Annotated in this window: 22 protein-coding genes; 12 read left to right on the top strand and 10 right to left on the bottom strand. The window is 38.8% G+C overall.

The features are described from left to right. Nucleotides 1-138 precede the first annotated feature (138 nt). Complete coding sequence (locus tag ACFSY7_RS19995) at nt 139-333, top strand: hypothetical protein (protein WP_126990211.1); 195 nt, start codon at nt 139-141, stop codon at nt 331-333. 118 nt (nt 334-451) lie between these two features. Here the strand turns inward: ACFSY7_RS19995 and ACFSY7_RS19990 are convergent, their stop codons facing one another. Further along, a complete protein-coding gene (locus ACFSY7_RS19990; protein WP_126990210.1) occupies nt 452-1,192 on the bottom strand; it encodes a GTP pyrophosphokinase in 741 nt (246 codons plus the stop codon). A gap of 315 nt (nt 1,193-1,507) precedes the next feature. On the opposite strand from ACFSY7_RS19990, the gene ACFSY7_RS19985 reads away from it, so the two are divergent. After that, a complete protein-coding gene (locus ACFSY7_RS19985; RefSeq protein ID WP_126990209.1) occupies nt 1,508-1,807 on the top strand; it encodes a hypothetical protein in 300 nt (99 codons plus the stop codon). Nucleotides 1,808-1,920: 113 nt separating this feature from the next. Then, nucleotides 1,921-2,343, top strand: a complete 423-nt coding sequence (locus ACFSY7_RS19980; protein WP_139992291.1) for a hypothetical protein — start codon at nt 1,921-1,923, stop codon at nt 2,341-2,343. 56 nt (nt 2,344-2,399) lie between these two features. Here the strand turns inward: ACFSY7_RS19980 and ACFSY7_RS19975 are convergent, their stop codons facing one another. The 7 genes from ACFSY7_RS19975 to msrA form a co-directional block, all read right to left on the bottom strand. Next, entirely contained in the window at nt 2,400-4,004 is a 1,605-nt protein-coding gene (locus ACFSY7_RS19975; RefSeq protein ID WP_126990207.1) for an ABC-F family ATP-binding cassette domain-containing protein, read from the bottom strand. A gap of 141 nt (nt 4,005-4,145) precedes the next feature. Beyond that, nucleotides 4,146-5,663 (bottom strand): succinate CoA transferase, encoded by a 1,518-nt coding sequence (locus tag ACFSY7_RS19970; RefSeq protein WP_139992289.1) that lies wholly within the window; start codon nt 5,661-5,663, stop codon nt 4,146-4,148. A gap of 354 nt (nt 5,664-6,017) precedes the next feature. Next, nucleotides 6,018-7,076: a DHH family phosphoesterase gene (locus ACFSY7_RS19965; RefSeq protein ID WP_233600541.1), complete on the bottom strand. Its 1,059-nt coding sequence runs from the start codon at nt 7,074-7,076 to the stop codon at nt 6,018-6,020. A 108-nt stretch (nt 7,077-7,184) separates the two neighbouring features. Continuing rightward, entirely contained in the window at nt 7,185-7,946 is a 762-nt protein-coding gene (locus ACFSY7_RS19960) for an SH3 domain-containing protein (RefSeq protein WP_380149374.1), read from the bottom strand. Nucleotides 7,947-8,106: 160 nt separating this feature from the next. Beyond that, on the bottom strand, nt 8,107-9,018 hold the full coding sequence (locus tag ACFSY7_RS19955) for a DMT family transporter (protein WP_380149373.1): 912 nt from the start codon (nt 9,016-9,018) through the stop codon (nt 8,107-8,109). A 49-nt stretch (nt 9,019-9,067) separates the two neighbouring features. Continuing rightward, a complete protein-coding gene (locus ACFSY7_RS19950; protein WP_126990202.1) occupies nt 9,068-9,973 on the bottom strand; it encodes an AEC family transporter in 906 nt (301 codons plus the stop codon). A gap of 89 nt (nt 9,974-10,062) precedes the next feature. Next, entirely contained in the window at nt 10,063-10,593 is a 531-nt protein-coding gene (msrA, locus tag ACFSY7_RS19945; protein ID WP_126990201.1) for a peptide-methionine (S)-S-oxide reductase MsrA, read from the bottom strand. Nucleotides 10,594-10,756: 163 nt separating this feature from the next. Here msrA and ACFSY7_RS19940 point away from each other — a divergent pair, with 163 nt between their 5' ends. From ACFSY7_RS19940 to ACFSY7_RS19905, 8 genes are all read left to right on the top strand, one after another. Next, entirely contained in the window at nt 10,757-11,755 is a 999-nt protein-coding gene (locus tag ACFSY7_RS19940; RefSeq protein ID WP_380149371.1) for an LCP family protein, read from the top strand. Nucleotides 11,756-11,778: 23 nt separating this feature from the next. Continuing rightward, nucleotides 11,779-13,017, top strand: a complete 1,239-nt coding sequence (locus tag ACFSY7_RS19935; protein ID WP_126990199.1) for an AI-2E family transporter — start codon at nt 11,779-11,781, stop codon at nt 13,015-13,017. A gap of 106 nt (nt 13,018-13,123) precedes the next feature. After that, a complete protein-coding gene (locus ACFSY7_RS19930) occupies nt 13,124-13,504 on the top strand; it encodes a sporulation protein (RefSeq protein WP_126990198.1) in 381 nt (126 codons plus the stop codon). Between the two features lie 243 nt (nt 13,505-13,747). After that, on the top strand, nt 13,748-14,776 hold the full coding sequence (gene argC, locus ACFSY7_RS19925) for an N-acetyl-gamma-glutamyl-phosphate reductase (RefSeq protein ID WP_126990197.1): 1,029 nt from the start codon (nt 13,748-13,750) through the stop codon (nt 14,774-14,776). Nucleotides 14,777-14,791: 15 nt separating this feature from the next. Then, entirely contained in the window at nt 14,792-16,012 is a 1,221-nt protein-coding gene (gene argJ / locus ACFSY7_RS19920) for a bifunctional glutamate N-acetyltransferase/amino-acid acetyltransferase ArgJ (RefSeq protein ID WP_380149369.1), read from the top strand. After that, nucleotides 15,975-16,754 carry an acetylglutamate kinase gene (gene argB, locus ACFSY7_RS19915; RefSeq protein ID WP_380149368.1) on the top strand — a complete coding sequence of 260 codons (780 nt, stop codon included), beginning with the start codon at nt 15,975-15,977 and terminating at the stop codon, nt 16,752-16,754. The genes argJ and argB overlap by 38 nt, the downstream gene beginning before the upstream one ends. Continuing rightward, nucleotides 16,751-17,878, top strand: a complete 1,128-nt coding sequence (locus ACFSY7_RS19910) for an acetylornithine transaminase (RefSeq protein ID WP_380149367.1) — start codon at nt 16,751-16,753, stop codon at nt 17,876-17,878. The genes argB and ACFSY7_RS19910 overlap by 4 nt, the downstream gene beginning before the upstream one ends. 208 nt (nt 17,879-18,086) lie before the next feature. Continuing rightward, nucleotides 18,087-18,476 (top strand): hypothetical protein, encoded by a 390-nt coding sequence (locus ACFSY7_RS19905; RefSeq protein WP_126990193.1) that lies wholly within the window; start codon nt 18,087-18,089, stop codon nt 18,474-18,476. Here ACFSY7_RS19905 and ACFSY7_RS19900 read toward each other — a convergent pair whose 3' ends face one another. Beyond that, a complete protein-coding gene (locus tag ACFSY7_RS19900; protein ID WP_139992273.1) occupies nt 18,477-18,689 on the bottom strand; it encodes a hypothetical protein in 213 nt (70 codons plus the stop codon). Between the two features lie 23 nt (nt 18,690-18,712). Next, a complete protein-coding gene (locus ACFSY7_RS19895) occupies nt 18,713-19,873 on the bottom strand; it encodes an aminotransferase class I/II-fold pyridoxal phosphate-dependent enzyme (protein WP_139992271.1) in 1,161 nt (386 codons plus the stop codon). A gap of 407 nt (nt 19,874-20,280) precedes the next feature. Between ACFSY7_RS19895 and ACFSY7_RS19890 the strand changes: the two genes are divergently transcribed. Beyond that, on the top strand, nt 20,281-21,678 hold the full coding sequence (locus ACFSY7_RS19890; protein ID WP_380149366.1) for an amino acid permease: 1,398 nt from the start codon (nt 20,281-20,283) through the stop codon (nt 21,676-21,678). The last annotated feature ends 70 nt before the right edge of the window (nt 21,679-21,748 follow it).

Below are 21,748 nucleotides of genomic sequence, written 5' to 3'. Positions count from 1 at the left end.
CTCAACTTAACGTATAGCTAAAAAAACATATACTTTTACGACATACTCTTGTAGGTCGTTGTTTTTATATGCACGTTTTTGTGAATTGAGCTTGGGGTTGTAGGCATATGCCTAATTTTAAAGGAGGATATTCGTACAATGAATCATTGGCCAGAAGGTGTTGCGCGCCCTGCAATTCGTGCGTTACATACGGCAGAACTGTATAAATTGGAAGATTTACAGTCCATTTCAGCAACAAAACTACAACGTTTACATGGTATTGGACCAAAAGCATTTACAACGTTGAAAAAAGCGATGGATGAGCAAGGCTATCGTTTTTTAGAGGAAGCATAACATCGATTTCGCTCCTTGACGGGGCATTACATAGACAAGAATGGTCGTCACGTCCATTCATTTATGAAACGACGAATAAAACACCGGCACCGTCTGAATAGACAATACCGGTGTTTTATTATGCTTGTTCGTAAAGACCAATTTGTTTTAATGCAGATAAAATTTTTAGTGCTTCTCCGTTACTAGAGATCGGTTCCTCATTTGCATGATCCTGTTGTTTTAAAATATTAATTTCTTGGTTTAAACTTTCCATTTTATAATCAAGTTGTGCTGCTGCAATAGCTGCTTCCTTCAATTCATCTGTTAAGCGCTTAGGGATTTGCTTATTGTATTTATAATAGATTTTATGCTCAAGTGATGCCCAAAAATCCATTGCAATGGTACGGATTTGGAGTTCTACACAGACATGTTCCTCACGATCAGATAAGAAGACCGGTACTTTTAAAATCATGTGTAAACTTTGGTAACCATTTTCTTTTGGATGTGCAATATAGTCTTTTACTTCAACAATTTCTAAGTCACTTTGACGCTCAAACATTTCTTTTAAGCGATAAATATCTGATACGAATGAGCAAATAATACGTATGCCAGCAATATCGGTTAGACTCTCTTTAATAGCATCTAGTGTATAAGGAAGATTGCGTTTTGCAACCTTTTTCAAAATACTTTCGGGTGATTTTAAGCGCGTATTCACATGTTCGATTGGATTGTATTCATGCATTAACTGAAATTCCTCTTTTAAAATGCGAACTTTCGTATCCATTTCATCAAGCGCAAATTTATACGCCATCATAAAACGTGTCATTTCTACACGAAATTGACGCATTTGTTCACGTTGTTCTGTTTGAATGCGAACCATTGTAATAGCCTCCTTGCACGTTCTACTAATAGTATACAAAATTTCTCAGCAATTGACACATAATAGACTTAATATTGTTCTATGCTTATCTTATTAAGGCAGAGAGGTTGAACAATAATGAAAAAGAAAATTATAGTAGGGATGTTTGCCATGATGATGTTTCTACTTGCCCTCGGTGTCATAACAGTGGAACAATACATTGAAACGGAGCATATCGTCGGTATTTCAAAATATGGGTTTGTAACAGAAATTGATTGAAACCTTTAAGTACTTCATTCGTATAGTATGTATAGCGAATAAAAAGGAGTGAACGCAATGTTTTTATTACCAACGATTGTCGGTTTTTTATATGAATTCTTTTTTGCCATCCCTGTTTTGAGTGATATCGTGACGTGGGGAACGGGCTTTGCAACGATTACAACAGCATTTATTATTCACTGTGTCATTTTAGCCTTCCGTTTTGCAACAGGTGATTCAAAGGTTGTGCCGATTTTAGCGATTATTGCCACATTATTTACATGGATTCCAATTGTTAGCTGGTTTGTACATGGCTTTATTGCACTAGCTTATTTTATCGATCTATTTACAGGTCGTCGTAGCCATCGTGCTTCATAAATCATTCGAGGAGTTGCGTTATGACGCGATTCCTTTTTATTTTGTATAGAGCATTGTAGAACATTTTACTTTTCCATATAATGAGAGTAATAAGGATGGTTAGGGGGAATTGTATGTCAGAAATTAAAATGAGCTTCGATTCAAAAGTAACATTCATTAAATTACCAGATGAGAAGTTAACAAAGCGCTTAGAAGTGAAAAGTAAAGTGAAAACTATCGCCAAAGATACGACAAATAAAATGAAAGCATTTTTTAATCATCCACTCGTTAAAGTATCAAGCAATGGGACTTTTTCCAATATCTATTTAGATACCGCCTTTTATGAAAGTCAGGGTGTTTATGAAGTGGAAATTTATTGTAAACATTGCGGAGCATCAGTAAAACGTTCATTTGCTGAAATGGAGCGCAAGCTAAATGCATTAAATAATGGAGCACCAGTAGAGGAAGCGTCTATTTTACATGTGACCTACCCTTACCACTGCGTCTGTGAGCTTGAAACGCGCACACCAAGCTTTTACCAGTTTAACTACCGATAACGAATTAAAAAGCACGTTCAACGTTTAGATACGTTGAACGTGCTTTTTTTAAGCGTTTAGTTTAATTTGTTTTCTTCTTTCCAATCAAGGAAATCATCATATGATAATTGTTTATCTAAGATTGAACCGTCTTCACGGATTTCAATTACACGATTCGCAATTGTTTGGATGAACTGATGGTCATGAGATGTAAAGATCATCGCACCTTTAAAGTTAATTAATCCTTCGTTTAATGCTTGGATTGATTCAAGATCAAGGTGGTTAGTAGGTTCATCTAACAGTAGTACGTTTGCATGAGAAAGCATCATGCGAGAAAGCATGCAACGTACTTTTTCGCCACCTGAAAGAACAGAAGGATTTTTCTTCACTTCGTCACCACTAAATAGCATACGGCCTAAGAAACCACGTAAGAATGTTTCTGTTTCGTCTTCTGGTGAGAATTGACGTAACCATTCCACTAGTGTTTTTTCAGAACCTTGGAAGAATTCTTCATTATCAAGAGGGAAGTAGTTTTGAGAAGTTGTTACACCCCATTTGAATGTACCTTCGTAATCTTCGTCCTCACCAGCAATAATTTTTAAGAATGCTGTTTTCGCGATTGGATTACCAAGAAGGATGACTTTGTCTTCAGGGTTGATTGATAAGCGGACATCTTTAAATTGTTGCTCGCCTTCAATCGTTTTACCTAAACCTTCTACAGTTAATACGTCATTCCCAATTTCGCGTTCCATTGTGAAGTTAATGAATGGATATTTGCGGCTTGATGGACGAATATCATCTAATTCGATTTTGTCTAACATTTTTTTACGAGATGTTGCTTGTTTAGATTTAGAAGCATTAGCAGAGAAACGTGCAACGAATGCTTGTAACTCTTTAATTTTTTCTTCTTTTTTCTTGTTTTGATCGTTTAACATTTTTTGTGCTAATTGACTTGATTCATACCAGAAATCGTAGTTACCAACGTAAATTTGGATTTTTGAGTAATCAAGGTCAGCGATATGTGTACAAACTTTATTTAAGAAGTGACGGTCATGGGATACGACGATGACTGTGTTTTCAAAGTTAATTAAAAATTCTTCTAACCATTGGATCGCTTTTAAGTCCAAGTGGTTGGTAGGTTCATCTAGTAATAGTACATCGGGTTTGCCGAATAGTGCTTGAGCTAATAACACTTTAACTTTTTCAGAACCAGTCAGTTCAGCCATTTTCATATAGTGCATTGAATCTGAGATACCAAGACCTTGTAATAGGATAGCGGCATCTGATTCCGCTTCCCAACCGTTCATGTCAGCGAATTCGCCTTCAAGTTCAGCTGCGCGGATACCATCTTCATCTGTGAATGGATCTTTCATGTAGATGGCGTTTTTCTCTTGCATAACTTCATATAATCGTTTGTGACCCATCATGACTGTTTCTAAAACGGTAAATTCTTCGTATTCAAAGTGATTTTGTTTTAAAACAGTAAGACGTTCACCTGGATTCATACTAACGTTACCTTCTTGCGCTTCAATTTCGCCAGAAAGAATTTTTAAGAATGTTGATTTACCTGCGCCATTTGCGCCGATTAAACCGTAACAGTTACCTGGTGTAAATTTAATATTAACATCTTCGAATAGCTTACGATCGCCATAGCGAAGACCTACATTACTTACTTGAATCATGTAGTTATGTTCCTCCCTTTTTCACAATGGTTCCATTATAACATGCACAATGTTTTCAAGATAGCGTTTCGCTTGAAATAGTAGGGGATTGTACATGAAAAAAGAAGCTGTCGATTTCGACAGCTTCTCTCTAAAAAGAAGTTATTTTGTTACTTCTTTTTTCATTGTTTTGTTTTCAGCTAGGTTTACGTGCCAAGATAAAGCTTCCTCTAAGATGTGAGGCGTTTGTACGTTACCTAATTTTTCAACTGCACGGTTGTAGTAATCCCATAATTGTTCTTTGAAATCTGGGTGTGCACAGTTTTCGATGATTAATGGAACGCGTTCTTTTGGAGCTAGGCCACGTAAGTCTGCGATACCTTGTTCTGTAACGATAACATCAACGTCATGTTCAGTGTGGTCAACGTGAGAAACCATTGGCACGATTGAAGAAACATCGCCGCCTTTAGCGTATGATTTCGTTACGAAGATACCAAGACGCGCGTTACGTGCGAAGTCACCAGAACCGCCGATACCGTTCATCATTTTTGTGCCTGATACATGCGTAGAGTTTACGTTACCGTAGATATCTAACTCAAGTGCAGTGTTGATCGAGATTAGGCCCAAACGACGGATAAGTTCTGGGTGGTTTGAGATTTCTTGTGGGCGAAGTAAGATCTTGTCAGCGTATGCTTCTAAGTTGCCGTAAACTTTCTTTTGTAACTCTTCTGTTAATGTAATAGAAGTTGCTGCTGCAAAGCGTACTTTACCAGCATCGATTAAATTGAATACAGCATCTTGAAGTACTTCTGAAGATACGACTAAGTTTTCGAAATCTGAGTTTGCAAAGCCATCAAGTACAGCGTTTGCTACAGAACCTACGCCTGATTGTAGAGGCATTAATTCTTTTGTTAAACGACCAGCGTCGATTTCAGATTGGAAGAATTCTAATAATTGGTCCGCCATTTTTTGTGTTTCTTCGTCTGGAGGAACGATTAATGAAGGTGCATCTGGCTCTTCAGAAATAACGATTGCTTGGATTTTTGCAGGATCAATTTTGATACCTTTTGTACCAATACGTTGGTCAGCGTTTGTGATTGGGAATGGTTCACGTTTACCTTGTTCACCTGGAACATAAATATCGTGGATACCGATTAATGTTTCTGGATGTGTAATGTTTAATTCTACGATGATGTTTTCAGCGTAATCAGCGAAGATTGGTGAGTTACCAACTGAAGTTGTTGGGATTAAGTAACCATCTTCAGTGATTGCTACAGCTTCAATGATTGCGTGTTTAATTGGACCGATAACACCTTGACGAACTAACTCAGCGTTGTGAGAAAGGTGGGCATCGACATAAGTGATTTCACCAGTGTTGATTAAGTTACGCATTACACGGTCACCTTGGAAAGGACCACGTTTGTTAATAACACCAGCAGCAGCTAAGTGATTATCAACTTCTGGACCTAATGAAGCACCAGTGTATACATCAATTTTAATTTGTTCGTTTTTAGCGCGTTCTACTAATGCCATAGGAACGACTTTCGCGTCACCAGCACGTGTGAAGCCTGACATACCTACAACAGTACCGTCTACGATAAGTGCAGCAGCTTCACTAGCAGTCATTACTTTTTCTTCTAATCCTTTAATGCCTAAGCGTTTTGCGATTTGTTCTTTCACAATAACTCCCCCTAAAAAAGATATTTAATGACACGGTCATTAATTACTGTGGACCTCTTTATGTATAAAGATATGGATGCCACGATGGATGACTTAAATATGCTAATTCATCCGATGAATTCACGTATTGATGTAATTAAATCCTAATTCAATTACCTACGTACATTTTTACACAAAATAGACACATTCCGCTAGCCCTAACATATAATTTTTTTATTTTCTGACAAAAGTAAACGGTTTCATTTTACCTAAAAATAAGAGAAAACCGCATTGCAGCGCGGTTTTCTCTTAAAATCAAATTTTGTCCAAAATGTGAATGAAAATAATGGGATAGTGCCGTTTTTTGTAAAATTACTATTTTTTAATAGCTTTCGGTGCATTTTGGATGGCAACGATAAAGTCCATACCAAGTGCTGATAGGTCACAGCCTGATGCATTAGGGTGTCCGCCACCATTATAGTGCTTCGCTACTTCTGATAAATTGACTGCTTTGCCAATTGAACGAAGGGATACACGATTTTTAACAAGACTAACAATAAAGACGCAATCAATTTCTTCAGCGAATTTTTCCGCTAAATGATTGCCAAGTTCGCTAATATACGAATCGGTTTCAACAACACCGATATTAAGTGGTGTGTCATGGCCTTCTAATGAATAGTCTTTTACAATAACGAGTTGTTTTTCTTTTTTCTTCAACACTTTTCGTAATTCATCTTTTGAGAACGTTAAGTACGTGTCATCGGCTTCTGTAAATAGTTGGCCAGTTAAGATGTAGTTAAAACGGTCTTTAATGAATTCATGGCGTCGACGTGCATAGAAAATCGTATTTAAGTCAGCAGCTTCTTGAATTTTTAATGCGTGCCAATCCCATGTATCGTATAGACGTACATTTTCAACGAAGCGTGCTAAACGATCAAAGAATACAGCAATTTGCTGTGGGCTATAATCGATGACTTCTGCATCTTCTTCTTGAGACTGAGGATTGACCACATAGCCAGCCTCATCTAAGTATTTGAAAATTAATGTAGTAGCAGACATTTTAATGTCATCTAATAGAGGAATCTCAGATGCCCATGAGTAATCATTTAAATAAAGAGCAGAGGCATGATGGTCAATAAGGCAAACAAAGCGTGCATTTGGTTCTTTGTTTACTTTCGTAATCGCTTCAGCGACTTCTTCACTTACACTTAAATCGGTAATGATTAATAATTCATTATCTTGAAGCTCCTCTAAACGAGCAAGGACTGCTTCATCGACTTTACGTGTTTCAACAAAATCAGCTTCGTGCATAATGCCATAAGCTTGCAAGACGATTGAGGGTCCAACGCCATCTAAATCTGTATGCGAGATTAAGTGAACTTTATCATAGTGACCAATTTTTTTTGGTAAATTTTTTAATTTCAACGTGTTCACGCCTTTCTTTAAACATAGTGCTCATTATACCACAGCGCGTACAATTGAGGCGTCGTGCGCAACAAAAAAAGAGGCTGGTCGCAACCAAGCCTCTTTAACGTTTTTGCGTTATTTTACTAATTTAACAAGTGCCTTACCATTTTCACGTAATTGGATTAGCCCCTTGTTTGGTGCGTAGTAATATTGTTGGCCGCCATTTTTAATGATAACGACGTTTTTATACGTTTTACCGTGAAGTTTTACAGTAGCTGTTGTCGAAAATACAACTGACTTTTTATGATCAAAGCCTTTAAATGAAGTGCCTTTTTTCGCTGGGTATGGGACAGCTAGCTCTAGCTTTCCTGTATCCACATTCCCAACATATAAACCTTTCGCTGTATCGTACTCTGTTACCCCTTGTGCATCTGGCTCAGAATTATAGAACCAGAAGTTAACAGATGAGTCGTTATACGCCATTGCCTTTTTAAATTGTGCAACATATTGTGTTGTGAATTCAGAGCCTTTGTTTTGTGGCATTGCATACGTATATTTTTTTGAAATATTTTTTGCGTATGATGTAGACGTGTTCGCAGCCGCTTTTTTTAGCGCGGATGTTTTCACATATCCTGTCTCAAAACCGAAACGGATTTTCGTCCAACCATTTGCCACATTTTTGTTAATAACAACTGCTTCCGTTGAACGAAGTGAGCCTACTTTTTTGGCTGTTTGCGATGGTTTAGAATATACCGAAGTCTGCGTATGTACAGTACGGAAATCCTTAATTGATGCGGTATCATACGTTGCTGCATTCACAGTGTCTGTCGCGATGGTCGTTGAAAGTAATCCTAGCGATAATGCGATAGTACCGAATGTTTTTGTCATTTTTTTCATCTTAAACGCCTCCTTGTAGGTCATGCTTGTCTTATAGTTATTCATAACCTTTTCTTGTAATAATTAAACGTTTTGGCACGATGAAAAGTTTGTATAATAGAAAATTTTTTTTGCGAAAAATCATCAAATGTATGTAGGGCGGTGGTTTGCGCGGTAAAAATTATTTTTCAGAAGATGCGAAAGATTTTTTAAGATGCAAGCTCGTTGTATAAACGCCTGCGATAACAAACAAGCCACCAGCGATTTGGGACCATAGTAGGGATTCATCTAAAAAAGCCACAGCGAAAATAGATGCAAATACCGGAATGAAGTTTAAATAAATACCAGCGCGGTTCGCTCCGTAACGAACGACACCAGTATTCCATGCTAAAAAGGCAATGATTGATGCGAAAATACCGGTGTAAAAGATCGCAAAAAAGCTTAAGCCATTCCAGACAATTGGTGCTGTGACAGTTATTTGCTCATAAATGAAAAATGGTGCGAGCATAATCGTGCCGATGACAATCGACAGAAAAAAGGTCGCTTGTCCGGGAAGGTGCGTTGCGTATTGTTTAACTAGAAGTGAATAAATACTCCACAAAATGACCGCAATAATGACGATAACGTCGCCCTTATTAAACGTGAAATGAAGCAGTGATACAAGAGAACCATGTGAAATAATTAAGCAGACGCCGATGAATGACATGGCCGTGCCGATTAACTGAAAGCGATTTAAATGCTCCTTTAAAAAGATAAAACTTAATAAATAAATGAACACCGGCGTTAACATATTCATAAGTGAAGCATTAATCGATGTCGTATAGTGAACGCCAATATAGACGAGTGTATTAAAGGCGGCGACACCAGTAAATCCTAGTAGGAGTAAAATTGGCCAGTGCTGAATGATTTGTTTGAAATCACGCTTTAAGGGCTTCCAAACGATCGGTAAAAAGATGATAAGGGCCACACACCAGCGAAGAAATGCAAGCGTGAATGGTGGCAAGTTAGTAGCGACAGCTTTCCCGATAACAAAATTTCCACCCCATAATAAGGTGGCGGTTAGTAATAATAGTGATGGTGGAATTGCTTTCAATGAACATCCTCCTTTTAAGCTAATAAAAAGTGTACAACAGCAGCTGCTGCTATACACCAAGGAAAAAGAGTACAACCGGAATGCTAATAATACTAACAATCGTTGTCATAAATGTTGTGAATGATACAAGGTCTGGCTCTGTATCAAATTGCAGTGCGAGCATTGTTGTATTTGCAGCTGCAGGCATCGCCGCTTGTAAAATAAGCACCGATTTAATTAACGGATCAAGTGGCATAAAGTATAAAATGGCAGCGGCAATTAGTGGCGACGCAACAATACGAATGACGCTTGTAACACCCATAACGGGATAGTTGACACGACGACGTGACATCGATGCTAATTGCATACCAAGGACAAGCATGACAACCGGAATCGATGCATCGGCGACGAGGCTAAGACCATCCATAATCGATTGATGGATTGGAATATGCAGTAATTGGAGGGCTACACCTGCCACGGCACCGTATAATACCGGCATATGAAATACTTGCTTGAGTGCTTCTTTCACCGAGGCATTGTCCTTTGAACCTATTGATGCAAAGAAAATGCCGAGTGAGTTCATAAAGAGCGAATGGATGACCATAATAATGACGGCGACATGAAAGCCTTCATTCCCAAATGCAAATAATGCGACAGGTGCGCCGTAATTGCCACTATTCATAAAGACCGCTCCGAGCATCATGGCAGAAGACTCTGAACGCGACGTGCGTAAGCTCTTTGAAGCAAACCATGTCACAATAAATAATAGAAGACATAGTAAAATTGCAAAGGCAAAAATATATGCATAATCTTTTGTAATCGGCGTTTGATAAAAAGTACGAAAGGCAAGTGGTGGCGACATTAAATAAAGAGACATCGTCGAAATCGTTTTAATATCAAGCTGTAGTTTCTTTTGCCCGATATATCCAATCGCAAAGACGATCAACACCGGCAAGATAATAAGAATCAATGCCATATATTCCATCTCCTAGCGTGTTTTATAAAATTTTGACGAGGGTACTACATAAAAGAACCTTTCATACATAGATACGTCTTAATAACGAATTATTTTTGCCAATGTGCATCGATAAAGTCATCACGACCTGATTGCTTCCGGTCGTCATGATATTCTTGTGGACTCTTCTTATAGAAATCCTGATGATAATCTTCGGCCTTATAAAAGGCTTGTGCGGGGACAATTGGTGTGACAACTTGTGCAAAGCGCTTGCTGGCAATTAATGCTTGCTTGGACGCTTCAGCAGCTTGACGCTGCTTTTCATCGTGATAAAAAATCATTGCACGGTAATTGTCACCGCGGTCTTGGAACTGCCCTTCATCATCAGTAGGGTCGACTTGCTGCCAATATAATTCAAGCAATTGTTCATATGAAAACAGAGTAGGGTCATAGGTTATTTGGACAACCTCTTTATGCCCCGTAGTGCCTTTTTTAACTTGCTCATACGTAGCAGTAGCGGCTGTACCGCCCATATAACCTGAAATAACGGATTCGATGCCATCCCATTCAACGAATGGTTTGACCATACACCAAAAACAACCACCTGCAAATGTGGCTTTGTGTAAAGTTGACTGTGTCATTATGAAATCTCCTTCGTGGGGGAATGATTGATAACGCTTGATTCTACTACAAATCACTACTAATATGTAGAAGGGCGTTTATACGTTTTCATTGTAAACATACTTGCTTTCGTTAGTAAAGATAATTCTTAGTGTTTATATAAGGAATAAAGGAGGCTTCTCGATGACAGAACAGCGTAGACAGCAGGCAAAAAGAAAAAAACGTAAATTGCGTAAAGGACGTGTCTTTGGCGTATTTTTCTTCGCTATTTTGCTTGCACTAGGGGGATATTTTTATTTCCAATACAAGGCGGGGCATAATCTCGCGTCAAAAGAAAATAAACAAGAAATTGAATTTAAAGGAGATCCTTCGATTAATAATGTTGAAAATATTTTATTAATTGGGATCGATACGCGTGGTGAAGAACAATCACGTTCCGACACGATGATGCTCATTTCTTGGGACCAGGAAACAAATGATGTACGCATGGTATCGTTTATGCGCGACATTTATAGTCATTTCCCAGGATACGAAACAGGCTATAAATTAAATACGGCGTATTATTTAGGTGGCGTTTCTTTACTGCAGCAAACATTAAATAATATGTTTGGCGTAACAGTTAATCACTATGCAATTATTGATTTTAAAAATTTTGAGCAATTAGTGGATGTTGCAGCACCAAATGGGGTAGAAGTAAATGTACCGCATGACATGTCGAAAAATATTGGCGTAAGCCTTAAAAAAGGCACACAGCGCTTGAACGGGAAAGAATTACTGGGCTTTGCACGTTTCCGTTATGATGCAGAGGGTGATTTTGGTCGTGTAGAACGCCAGCAACAAGCGATTGAGGCATTGAAAGACGAAGTATTATCTGCTTCAAATGTAAAAAACTATCCAAAACTAATTGGTGCGCTTGAAGGCTATATTCAAACGGATTTAACGACAAGCCAACAAGTAGGGTTAATGTTTAATGCCGTAAAAGGCGGCGGTGTGAACATCGACCGTATGACGATTCCACTAAAAGGGACGTATCAATATGGACGTTATCCGCAAGCAGGCTCTGTGCTAGATATTAATGTGGATGCGAATAAAGAGTATATGTCACGCTTCTTCAATGGTGAAAGCTCAGAAACGTTAAAGAAAGAAGCGGAAAGCGGTACAACGAGCACACCAACACAATAAATAATGTCACAGGGGGGAGTTAGATGGAACAAAAAGACCCACATGAACCACAACGAAAAGATTTCTTCGCAACGCGTTTCATTCAATTTCTAGGTGGACGAAACTTATTATATGGCATGCTTGTAGTACTCTTAGCAGGAATTGTTATTGCGGTATATGATCAAATTGAATTTGTTTTTAAGCCATTAGCGATTCTGTTCCAAACAGTTATTGTACCAATTATTTTATCTGGTATTTTATTCTATTTACTACGACCAATTTTACGGTTAATGATTAAATGGGGAACGCCTAAAGTCGTTGGGATTTTCATTATCTATCTAGCTGTTATTGGACTTATTACAATTGCAATTACACTCGTATTCCCATTTGTAAAAGAACAATTTTTAGATTTAGTACGAGAATTTCCGGCATATATTATGCAGCTCTTTGAGAATATCCAAAACTTTATGAAGAGTTCATTTGTAACGTCAACGATGGACCGCTTTGGATTAGATGTGACAAGTGTCGTTGATAAAACAATGAATGAATTTACACAAAAAATTACCGAGTGGTCAAGTGATATTGGCTCGACACTTGCGACAGGGGTCGGCGGTTTTGTTTCAACATTGACAAGCCTTGTTGTAGCGATTGTCACGACACCATTCATTTTATTCTATCTATTAAAAGATGGTGAAAAACTACCAAAATTCTTTGTGAAAATTTTACCGAAAACAGTTCGTCCTGAAACAGCATTATTACTAAAACGTGCAGATACACAAATTTCTGGCTATATTCAAGGCCAGATTATCGTAGCCATGTGCATTGGGATTTTAATGACAATCGGCTTTTTAATTATCGGCATGGATTATGCGGTTGTTCTCGGAATCTTGGCGATGGTCACAAGTGTTGTACCATATTTAGGACCAATGATTGCCATTACACCAGCGATTATTATTGCGATTGTTACGTCACCATTTATGCTAATTAAGTTAGGGATTGTATGGACAGTCGTGCAATTGCTTGAAGGGAAATTTATTTCACCTCAGGTCATGGGGAAATCGTTACACATTCATCCGATTACGATTATTTTTGTTTTACTCGTGAGTGGTAAATTATTTGGTGTAGCAGGGGTTGTACTAGGGATTCCAGGATATGCGGTTCTTAAAGTATTCGTATCGCATATTATTTACTTGTACAAACGCCGTTACAATAAATATCAACCAGATCCATCAAAGCATTATGAATTAGATGAAGAAATGGAAAAATTACGCGACAATTATTGAAAAAAGGTGTTAGGGTGAGTAATAGCCCTAACACTTTTTGTTTGTTTGCGGTAAAATAAGGGAACAGAACGTCTAGCTACAGACAAAACACAGGAGTGAAATAGCAATGTATACGACGAAAATTGTGAAAGACGAGATGGAGATTACGACCATCGTTGACCAGGCAGAGGTCGCATTTGGTGAAAATCTAAGTGGTACGGTTTATATCGAAGGCTGCGAGGATGAAGCAAAAATTGATTTTATTCAATTAGAGGTTGTTCGCAAAGACCGTATAACGGGAGATGAAAAAACGTTATTAAAACATGATATTCAAATGGTTGGGAATGTCAAATCGAAACAAGCTGAAATGATCGTGTTTGAAATCGTACCAGATGACCGCTGGATGGAGGAACCAACGACAAGTGAGCTTATCTTGCGTACTTCATTGCAATTATTTGGCGAAGAGATTATGCGTGCAGAAGATAATTTTGTGTATAATAATCAATAAAAAATGCATATAATAAACTAAATATACAAAAACAGCTTATTTTTATACAAAAAATAAGCTGTTTTTTATTATGCGAAAAATTTTTTTGCGCTATAAAAAATTTTTTTTGCGTCGTAAAAAAGCTATTCTGGCGCGATTTTCTAAGTTATTATGTATTGAATTTTCTAAAAATAAATAATAATGCAGTTGACATTATATTTATTCATTTGTATACTTTTTACATCAAAAACGAGAGGTGATTGGATGAAAGTCGGAATTATTGGAGCAACGGGATATGGTGGTTTGGAGTTGATTCGCTTATTGCATAATCATTCAAAAGTAGAGTCGATTACGCTCTTTACATCATCAGATGAAGGCGCATTATTCTCAGCTAAATACCCTCATTTGAAAGGCTTATACGATTTTCCACTAGAAGCCATTACAAAAGAGGCGATTGCAAAACTAGATGTTGTCTTCACGAGCACTCCATCCGGCGTCTCTGGTCAGCTATTGCCGGATGTGGCGAATGCGCACACAACATTTATTGATTTGTCTGGTGATCTTCGTTTGAAAGACATTGCAGATTACGAAACATGGTATCACAAAAAGCCCGCACCACAAGCATTTGTCGATAAGGCGATGTATGGCTTAGCAGAATGGCAAGATACAACTGGCGCAAAAGTTATCGCCAATCCAGGATGCTATCCAACAGCGGTATTATTATCATTACTTCCATTATTAAAAGAAAACTTAATCGATGGCTCACAACTGATTATTGATGCAAAAAGTGGTATTTCAGGGTCTGGTAATAAACCTTCCCAAGGCACACATTTTACAGAAAATACAGAAGCGACATCGATTTATAAAGTAAATAAACATCAGCATATCCCAGAAATTGAGCAGGCGATTGCGATGTATGCAGGAGAAAGTTATCCAATTACATTTTCGACACATTTAGTGCCAATGATTCGCGGCATTATCGCGACAAGCTATGCACCATTAAAAGACGGTGTGACAGAAACCGATTTATATGCAGCATATGACAAATATTATGCACAGAAACCATTTGTACGTGTTTTACAAGATGCTACGCGCGTCAGTACCAATCAAGTACGTGGCACGAATTTCTGTGATATTCATGTTAATGTCGATGCACGAACAAATCGGGTCACCATCGTTTCGGTAATTGATAACTTAGTAAAAGGGGCAGCCGGGCAAGCGATTCAAAATATGAATCTATTATTTGGCTATGACGAAACAGAGGGATTAACGCAAGTACCAATATTCATTTAAGGGGGAGTGTTCCATATGACAACAGTTGACGTGAAACAAGTCGTTGCAAAACATATCGTGTCACCGAAAGGCTTTACAGCTGCAGGGATGCATTGTGGCGTAAAACATAAAAAGAAAGATTTAGCGTTATTATTTAGTGAAGTACCAGCGAGTGTTGCAGGTGTATTTACTACAAATGCGATTAAAGCAGCACCTGTGGTTGTGACGAAGGAAACAATTTATGACTCACGCACATTACAAGCGGTCGTGTTAAATTCAGGCAATGCTAATGCATGCACAGGAAAGCAGGGCTTAGCGGATGCGAAACAAATGCAACAATTAGTTGCAGATAAATTCATGATTCCAGCGAATACAGTTGGCGTTTGTTCAACAGGAGTTATCGGACAGCACTTACTAATGGAGCCAATCATTAAAGGTATTCAAGAAATCGAATTAGGAGATTCTGTCGAACATGGGGTCCATTTTGCCGAAGCATTACTTACAACGGATACCGTAATGAAAAATACAGCGTATACCGTTATGATTGATAACAAAGAAGTAACCATTGCTGGTACGGCAAAAGGTTCGGGCATGATTGAGCCGAATATGGCGACAATGCTTGGTGTCATTACGACAGATGCGAAAATTGATTCGGATACATTACAAACATTATTAGCAGCTGCGACAAATGTGACATTTAATGCAATTACAGTAGATGGTGATACATCAACAAATGATACTGTTCTCGCTTTAGCAAACGGTTTAGCGGGTAATGAATCATTAACACCGGAACATGCAGACTGGGATGCATTTAAGGAAGCGTTCCGTCTTGTCAGCCAAGACCTTGCAAAAATGATTGCAAAAGATGGCGAAGGCGCAACGAAGTTAATCGAAACAACGGTTATTGGCGCAGCGACAAATGAAGAAGCGATTAAGATTGCCAAAACAGTTGTCGGTTCACCACTTGTTAAAACAGCAGTATTTGGTAATGATGCAAACTGGGGTCGTATTTTAGCAGCGGTTGGTTATTCAGGTTGTGCCATTGATCCAACGAATGTTTTTATTAAAATCGGGGACGAAGCCGTAGTAGATGGCGGTGAGCCGTTAGATTTCTCAGAAGCCTATTTACTTGAGTATTTAAAGCAACCAGAAATAAAAATTGTTGTGGACCTTCATGTTGGCGAAGGCCAAGGCAAAGCGTGGGGATGTGACTTAACGTATGACTACGTACAAATCAACGCAACCTACCGCTCATAAGAAGTTGGTCATTAAGCTTGGTGGGAGTATGCTCGCGAGCTTAACGGACACCTTTTTTGAGGAAATTAAAAAATTAAAAGCTGCGGGTGCTGAAATCGTTATCGTACATGGTGGTGGTCCAGCAATTAACCAAGCACTCAAAGAACGTAAAATTAATACGTACACGCATAATGGGATTCGTGTGACGAATGAGGATGCGATTTCGATCGTTACAGGGACACTTATTGGGACGGTTAATCCTTATTTAACCGGGCGCTTAAATCGTGCAGGTATTCCTGCAGTGGGCTTAAACGGTGAGGATGGCACACTAATTGAATGTACGTATTTAGACCAAGACACATATGGCTATGTTGGTCATATTGAGTCGATTAATATTGATTTACTTGAGCAATTACAAAAAATCGATTATATCCCAGTAGTAGCATGTATCGGTGCGACAATTGATGGTACGGCATTAAATATTAATGGGGATACCGTAGCGAGTGAGATTGCGCTTGAATGGGGAGCGGATGAATTATTACTTGTTACGGATACACCAGGCGTTAAATTCCATGAAGAAACGGTAGAAGAATTAACACCGGAACAAATTGATTTATGGATTTTATCCGGCGATATTTATGGCGGAATGATTCCGAAAGTACGCGCTGCTGTAGAATGTCTTGAATCAGGCATTCCACAAGTGAATATCGTGAATGATTCATTAGAAGGTACATCTATTTTAGGAAAGAAGGTACTCGTATGACACAAGCACTTTTTAACAATTATAAACGTCGTCCCGTTCATTTAGTAAAAGGACAAGGTACAAAAGTTTGGGATGAAGCTGGCAAGGAATATTTAGATTTCGTTTCGGGGATTGCTGTACTATCACTTGGTCACTCCAATCCCATTTTAGTAGAGGCGATGAAAGAACAAAGTGACAAGCTATGGCATGTATCGAATTTATTTGATAATCCAGAGCAAGAAAAGCTAGCAGCAAGCCTTGTAGCAGATACACATTTAGCGCATGGTTTCTTCTGTAACTCAGGTACAGAAGCGAATGAAGCGGCAATTAAATTAGCACGTAAACATACAGGTAAGCATAAAATGATTACATTCCTACACTCATTCCATGGTCGTACATTTGCGGCAATGAGTGCGACAGGACAAGAAAAAGTGCATGCTGGCTTCGGTCCGATTGTCGAAAAATTCGAGTATTTACCATTTAATGATGTAGCAGCATTACAAGCAGCTGTAGATGAAGAAACAGCGGCAATTATGTTAGAAGTCGTGCAAGGCGAAGGTGGCGTCAACCCAGTCACAGCGGAATTTGCAGAAGCGATTCAAGCCATTTGTGATGACAAAGGCATTTTATTAATCGTCGATGAGGTACAAACAGGCATAGCCCGTACAGGTACGCGCTATGCATGGGAGCAAACGGCATTAAAACCAGACATCGTGTCATTAGCAAAAGGCCTTGGTGGCGGCTTCCCAATCGGTGCAATGCTTGCAACAGAAGCATTGTTTGATAGCTTTGGTCCGGGGACACATGGCACGACATTCGGTGGTAATCCAATGGCGACACATATCGCGCAAACAGTTATTGATACTGTATTTGACCAAGCATTCTTAGCAGATGTCGAAACGAAATCAATCTATGCAAAGCAACAACTTGCAAAAGCACTACCAAATTTACAAGTACGTGGCATGGGCTTACTACTGGGCATCGAATCACCACTACCGGTAGCAGAGGTGATTCAAGCGGCCGAAGAAAAAGGGCTATTATTAGTCGGTGCTGGCGAAACGACAGTGCGTCTATTACCACCGCTAACGGTGTCGAATGAAGAAATCGATGCAGCGGTTGCGATTTTAAAAGAAATTTTAGGATAGTTTCATATGAATTAATGTGCTTCGAGAACCACAATTCATTAGCATTAACCTCTTATAATAATAGTGATTTCAATTGACCAAATAGGAACAGGGACCTATTGAATTAGTTGTCTTACACGAAAAAAGATGCTTATCTATGAGATAAGCATCTTTTTTTGTTTCGTTTTGATAAAATCCGGGGAAAAATCGGTAAAAGGAAGTGGTGAATGTGAAAAAAGGAAAATTTGCAACCTATAATGGTGCAGAATATGAAGTTACGACACAGCATAATGGCATGGTCGTGTTGAAATCACATGAGGCCGAAAGTTTACTGGACGGATTTTATCGTGTGAAACAATTTATTTCAACGGACTTTTTTATAAAAGAAGTAGCACTTGATGATATTGATCGCCTTTATACAATCGATACACATGCACGTTACAACGGAGAATTGTACGCAGTTTATTATGATGAAATTAAAAAAAGCTATCGCCTTGAAACCGACGATAGCCTAGCCGCGCATTTATATCATTTTGAATCTGTTGGACTGAATCATTATCGTAAATATGTGCAACCACATGAAATTGAACTTGTGGAGCATTATGAAACATTGCGTTAATTAGGAATTGAAAAATCCGATTGCAACGAGGGCGATTTTTAGCAATAAAATACCGAATAAAATAATAAGCATCACAACGAAGAAAAAGGGGACTTTTGCATCCTCTTCTTTTTTTTCGTCTGAAAAGGCTTCCTCACCTTTTTCTAAAAATTCACGCTCGATTTCTTCATTGATTTTTTGAAGTTCTTCCTCTGTAGGTTCATGTTGTTTCACGATAGACACCTTCTTTGACTAATCTATAATGTAGCAAAACGTCTCAATGCTTCGCGAATTACATTCTCAGGCTGCACCAGTGCAATACGGACATAATTTGTACCTGACATGCCAAAAATAGATCCAGGAACGACAACGACACCTATTTTGGCAATGGCTTCATAGGCAAATTCAATATCATTTAGCGTTTGCTGTGGATATTTCGCATAGACGAACATCCCACCCTTTGATGGTACAACATCCCAGCCTAGTGCCGCAAGCCCTTGTGACAAAACATGGTGTCGCGCTGCAAATGTTTGGCGTAGACGCGCTGTGATTTCTTCTGCGTTATCGAGTGCGACGATAGCTGCGCGCTGAATCGGTTCAAATGTACCATAGTCTAAATTGGATTTTAATTGCTGTAAAATCGCAATAATCTCTGCGTTGCCGACGATATAAGCAATACGTGCGCCCGCTAAACTGAAACTTTTTGATAGCGAATTAATCTCAATCCCAACGTCGATGGCACCAGCTGCTTGTAGAAAAGACACTGGCGCCGTTTCATCAAAGTAAAATTCAGAATAGGCCGCATCGTGTAGCACGATAATATTGTATTTTTTTGCAAAGGCAATGACGTCATCAAAAAAGCGGATAGAAGGCATCGCAGGTACCGGGTTCCCAGGTAAGTTTAAAATCAGTAATTTCGCGCGCTGTGCAACATCCTCAGGAATTGCCTGTAAATCGGGTAAAAAAGCATTGTCAGCACGTAACGGCATATAATAGGGCTCAGCCTGTGCTAAATGAATCCCAGCTTCATACGCCACATAACCAGGATCTGTCGTTAAGACAATGTCACCGGGGTTACAAAAAGCGAGCGGTAAATGTACAAGACCTTCTTGAGAGCCCATCGTCTGTAAGACCTGTGTAGATGCATCAAGCGTGACTTCCACGCGGCGTTTATAATAGCGTGCAACGGCCTCATTGAAATCCTGAATGCCACCTAGTGTATAGCCATACGAAGTCTCAGCGAGCGCATGATGTGCTAATGCCTGGCGAATTTTTTCGTCTGGTGGTAGGTCAGGGCTACCAAGACTTAAATCAATGATTTGATGACCGGTAGTAGCCGCTTCTTTTGAAGCTTTTTTTAAGTCACCAAAAATCGCTTTCGGAAATTTTGTCATCAGTGCGGAACGTTCAATTTTCATGGGTGGGCACATCCTTTGCTGTCAGTATAGTATAGAACAAGTTTAGCATAAAGAAATTAAAAGATGTCACAATTATCTAAATAGATAAAAAACAATGCGCTAGTTAGTTTTTACGTATTCAAGTAATGATATGGTAAATAGTCATTTTTTTAGAAGGGGAAAATAAAAATAAAGTATAAAACAGCATATTTAATACATAACGACAATGGATGATAATTATCTCATTGAAACATAGGTAGTTTTCGCGAAAAATGATGCGTTTTTGCAACAAAAATTGCATTTTATGCTTGTAATGAAATGTAGGATTGCTTTAAAAGTGAAGCTCTAACAGCGCTTTCGGTGATTTTAAAAGTTGGCACGAAAATTGCATAGTAAAGGTTGAGGGAAAAATATGGAGGTGTTGGAATATGGCGCAAGTAGAATTAGGCAAAACATTAAAAACACGTCACATCACGATGATTTCAATTGGTGGGATTATCGGAACAGGACTATTCGTCGGCACAGGGAAAAACATTATGTCAACAGGACCAGCTACAATCGTTTCGTACATATTGGCCTGTCTAATCATTGTCTTCATTATGCGAATGCTTGGTGAAATGGCTTCAACAAAACCAGAGAATGGCTCGTTTGCAGCGTATTCAAGTCGTTATATTGGCCGCTGGGCAGGTTATACAGTTGGTTGGTTGTACTGGGCGAGTTGGGTGTTCATTGTAGGTTTAGAAGCGGCCGTTATTGGTGGCATGCTGCATTCATGGGTACCGTCGATTCCAGTATGGGTCGGTAGTGTAGGGATTACGCTACTACTAACAGCCATTAATTTATACTCCGTTAAAACATTTGGTGAATTTGAATACTGGTTAGCATTTATTAAAGTAGGGGCTATCATCGTGTTCTTAGTAGTCGGCGCCTTAATGATTTTTGGTGTGTTACCGACGTTTGAACATAATGGCTTTGCATTTATACAAGAGGCAGGTGGTTTTGCGCCAAATGGTGTGCTACCAATCTTTACAGGGATTGTATTCGTTATTTTCTCTATTTGCGGGGCAGAGGTAGCCGCCATTGCAGCGGGTGAATCAGAGGATCCAAAGCGTAATATCGTCCGTGCTATTAATAATGTTATTTATCGTCTAGCATTGTTCTTCGTTGGTTCGGTATTAATTATGATTTGTATTATTCCGTGGAATAACACGGAACTACTAGCAGCGCCATACGCCAACATTTTAGAAATGGCCGGTCTTCCGATGGCTGCACAGCTAATGCAAATTGTTATTTTTACATCACTTATTTCCGTAATGAACTCTGCGATTTTCACAAGTTCACGTATGCTACTTGGTATGGCTGAAAAAGGTGATGCACCAGCGATTTTTATGAAGCTATCGAAGAAAAGCAGTGCACCAACATTTGCAATCATTGGCAGTACGGTTGTCGCATACTTTTGTGCCATTCTTTACTTTATTTCGCCAGATGTTATTTTCTACTTCTTAGGTAATGCAGTTGGTGCCTTAATGATTATCGTGTATATTTTTATTGCTGTCGCACATATTCGTTTCCGTAAACAGTATGAAAAAACCAAAAGAGAGCCACTCGCGATTAAAATGTGGCTATTCCCGTATTTAACGTATGTCACGATTGCGATGCTTGCGGGTGTGTATCTTTGTCAGATGTTCATTTCATCTTTGCAGGCCCAGTTTTATATGAGTACGATACTCGTTATTTTCGTCGTTGGTAGCTTCTTCCTACGTGAGCGCCTGAAGAAAACAACGCTTACGACTGCAAGTGCTACACGAAATGCAGATGTAGAATAGCTTATGGAAATAGCAGGAATTCCTACTGGGGGATTCCTGTTTTTTCATGCGGACAAGTGCTTTTTTTTCC

The organism is Kurthia populi (assembly GCF_042686175.1).
GTDB lineage: Bacteria > Bacillota > Bacilli > Bacillales_A > Planococcaceae > Kurthia > Kurthia populi.
This window is presented reverse-complemented; position numbering and strand designations above follow the sequence as displayed.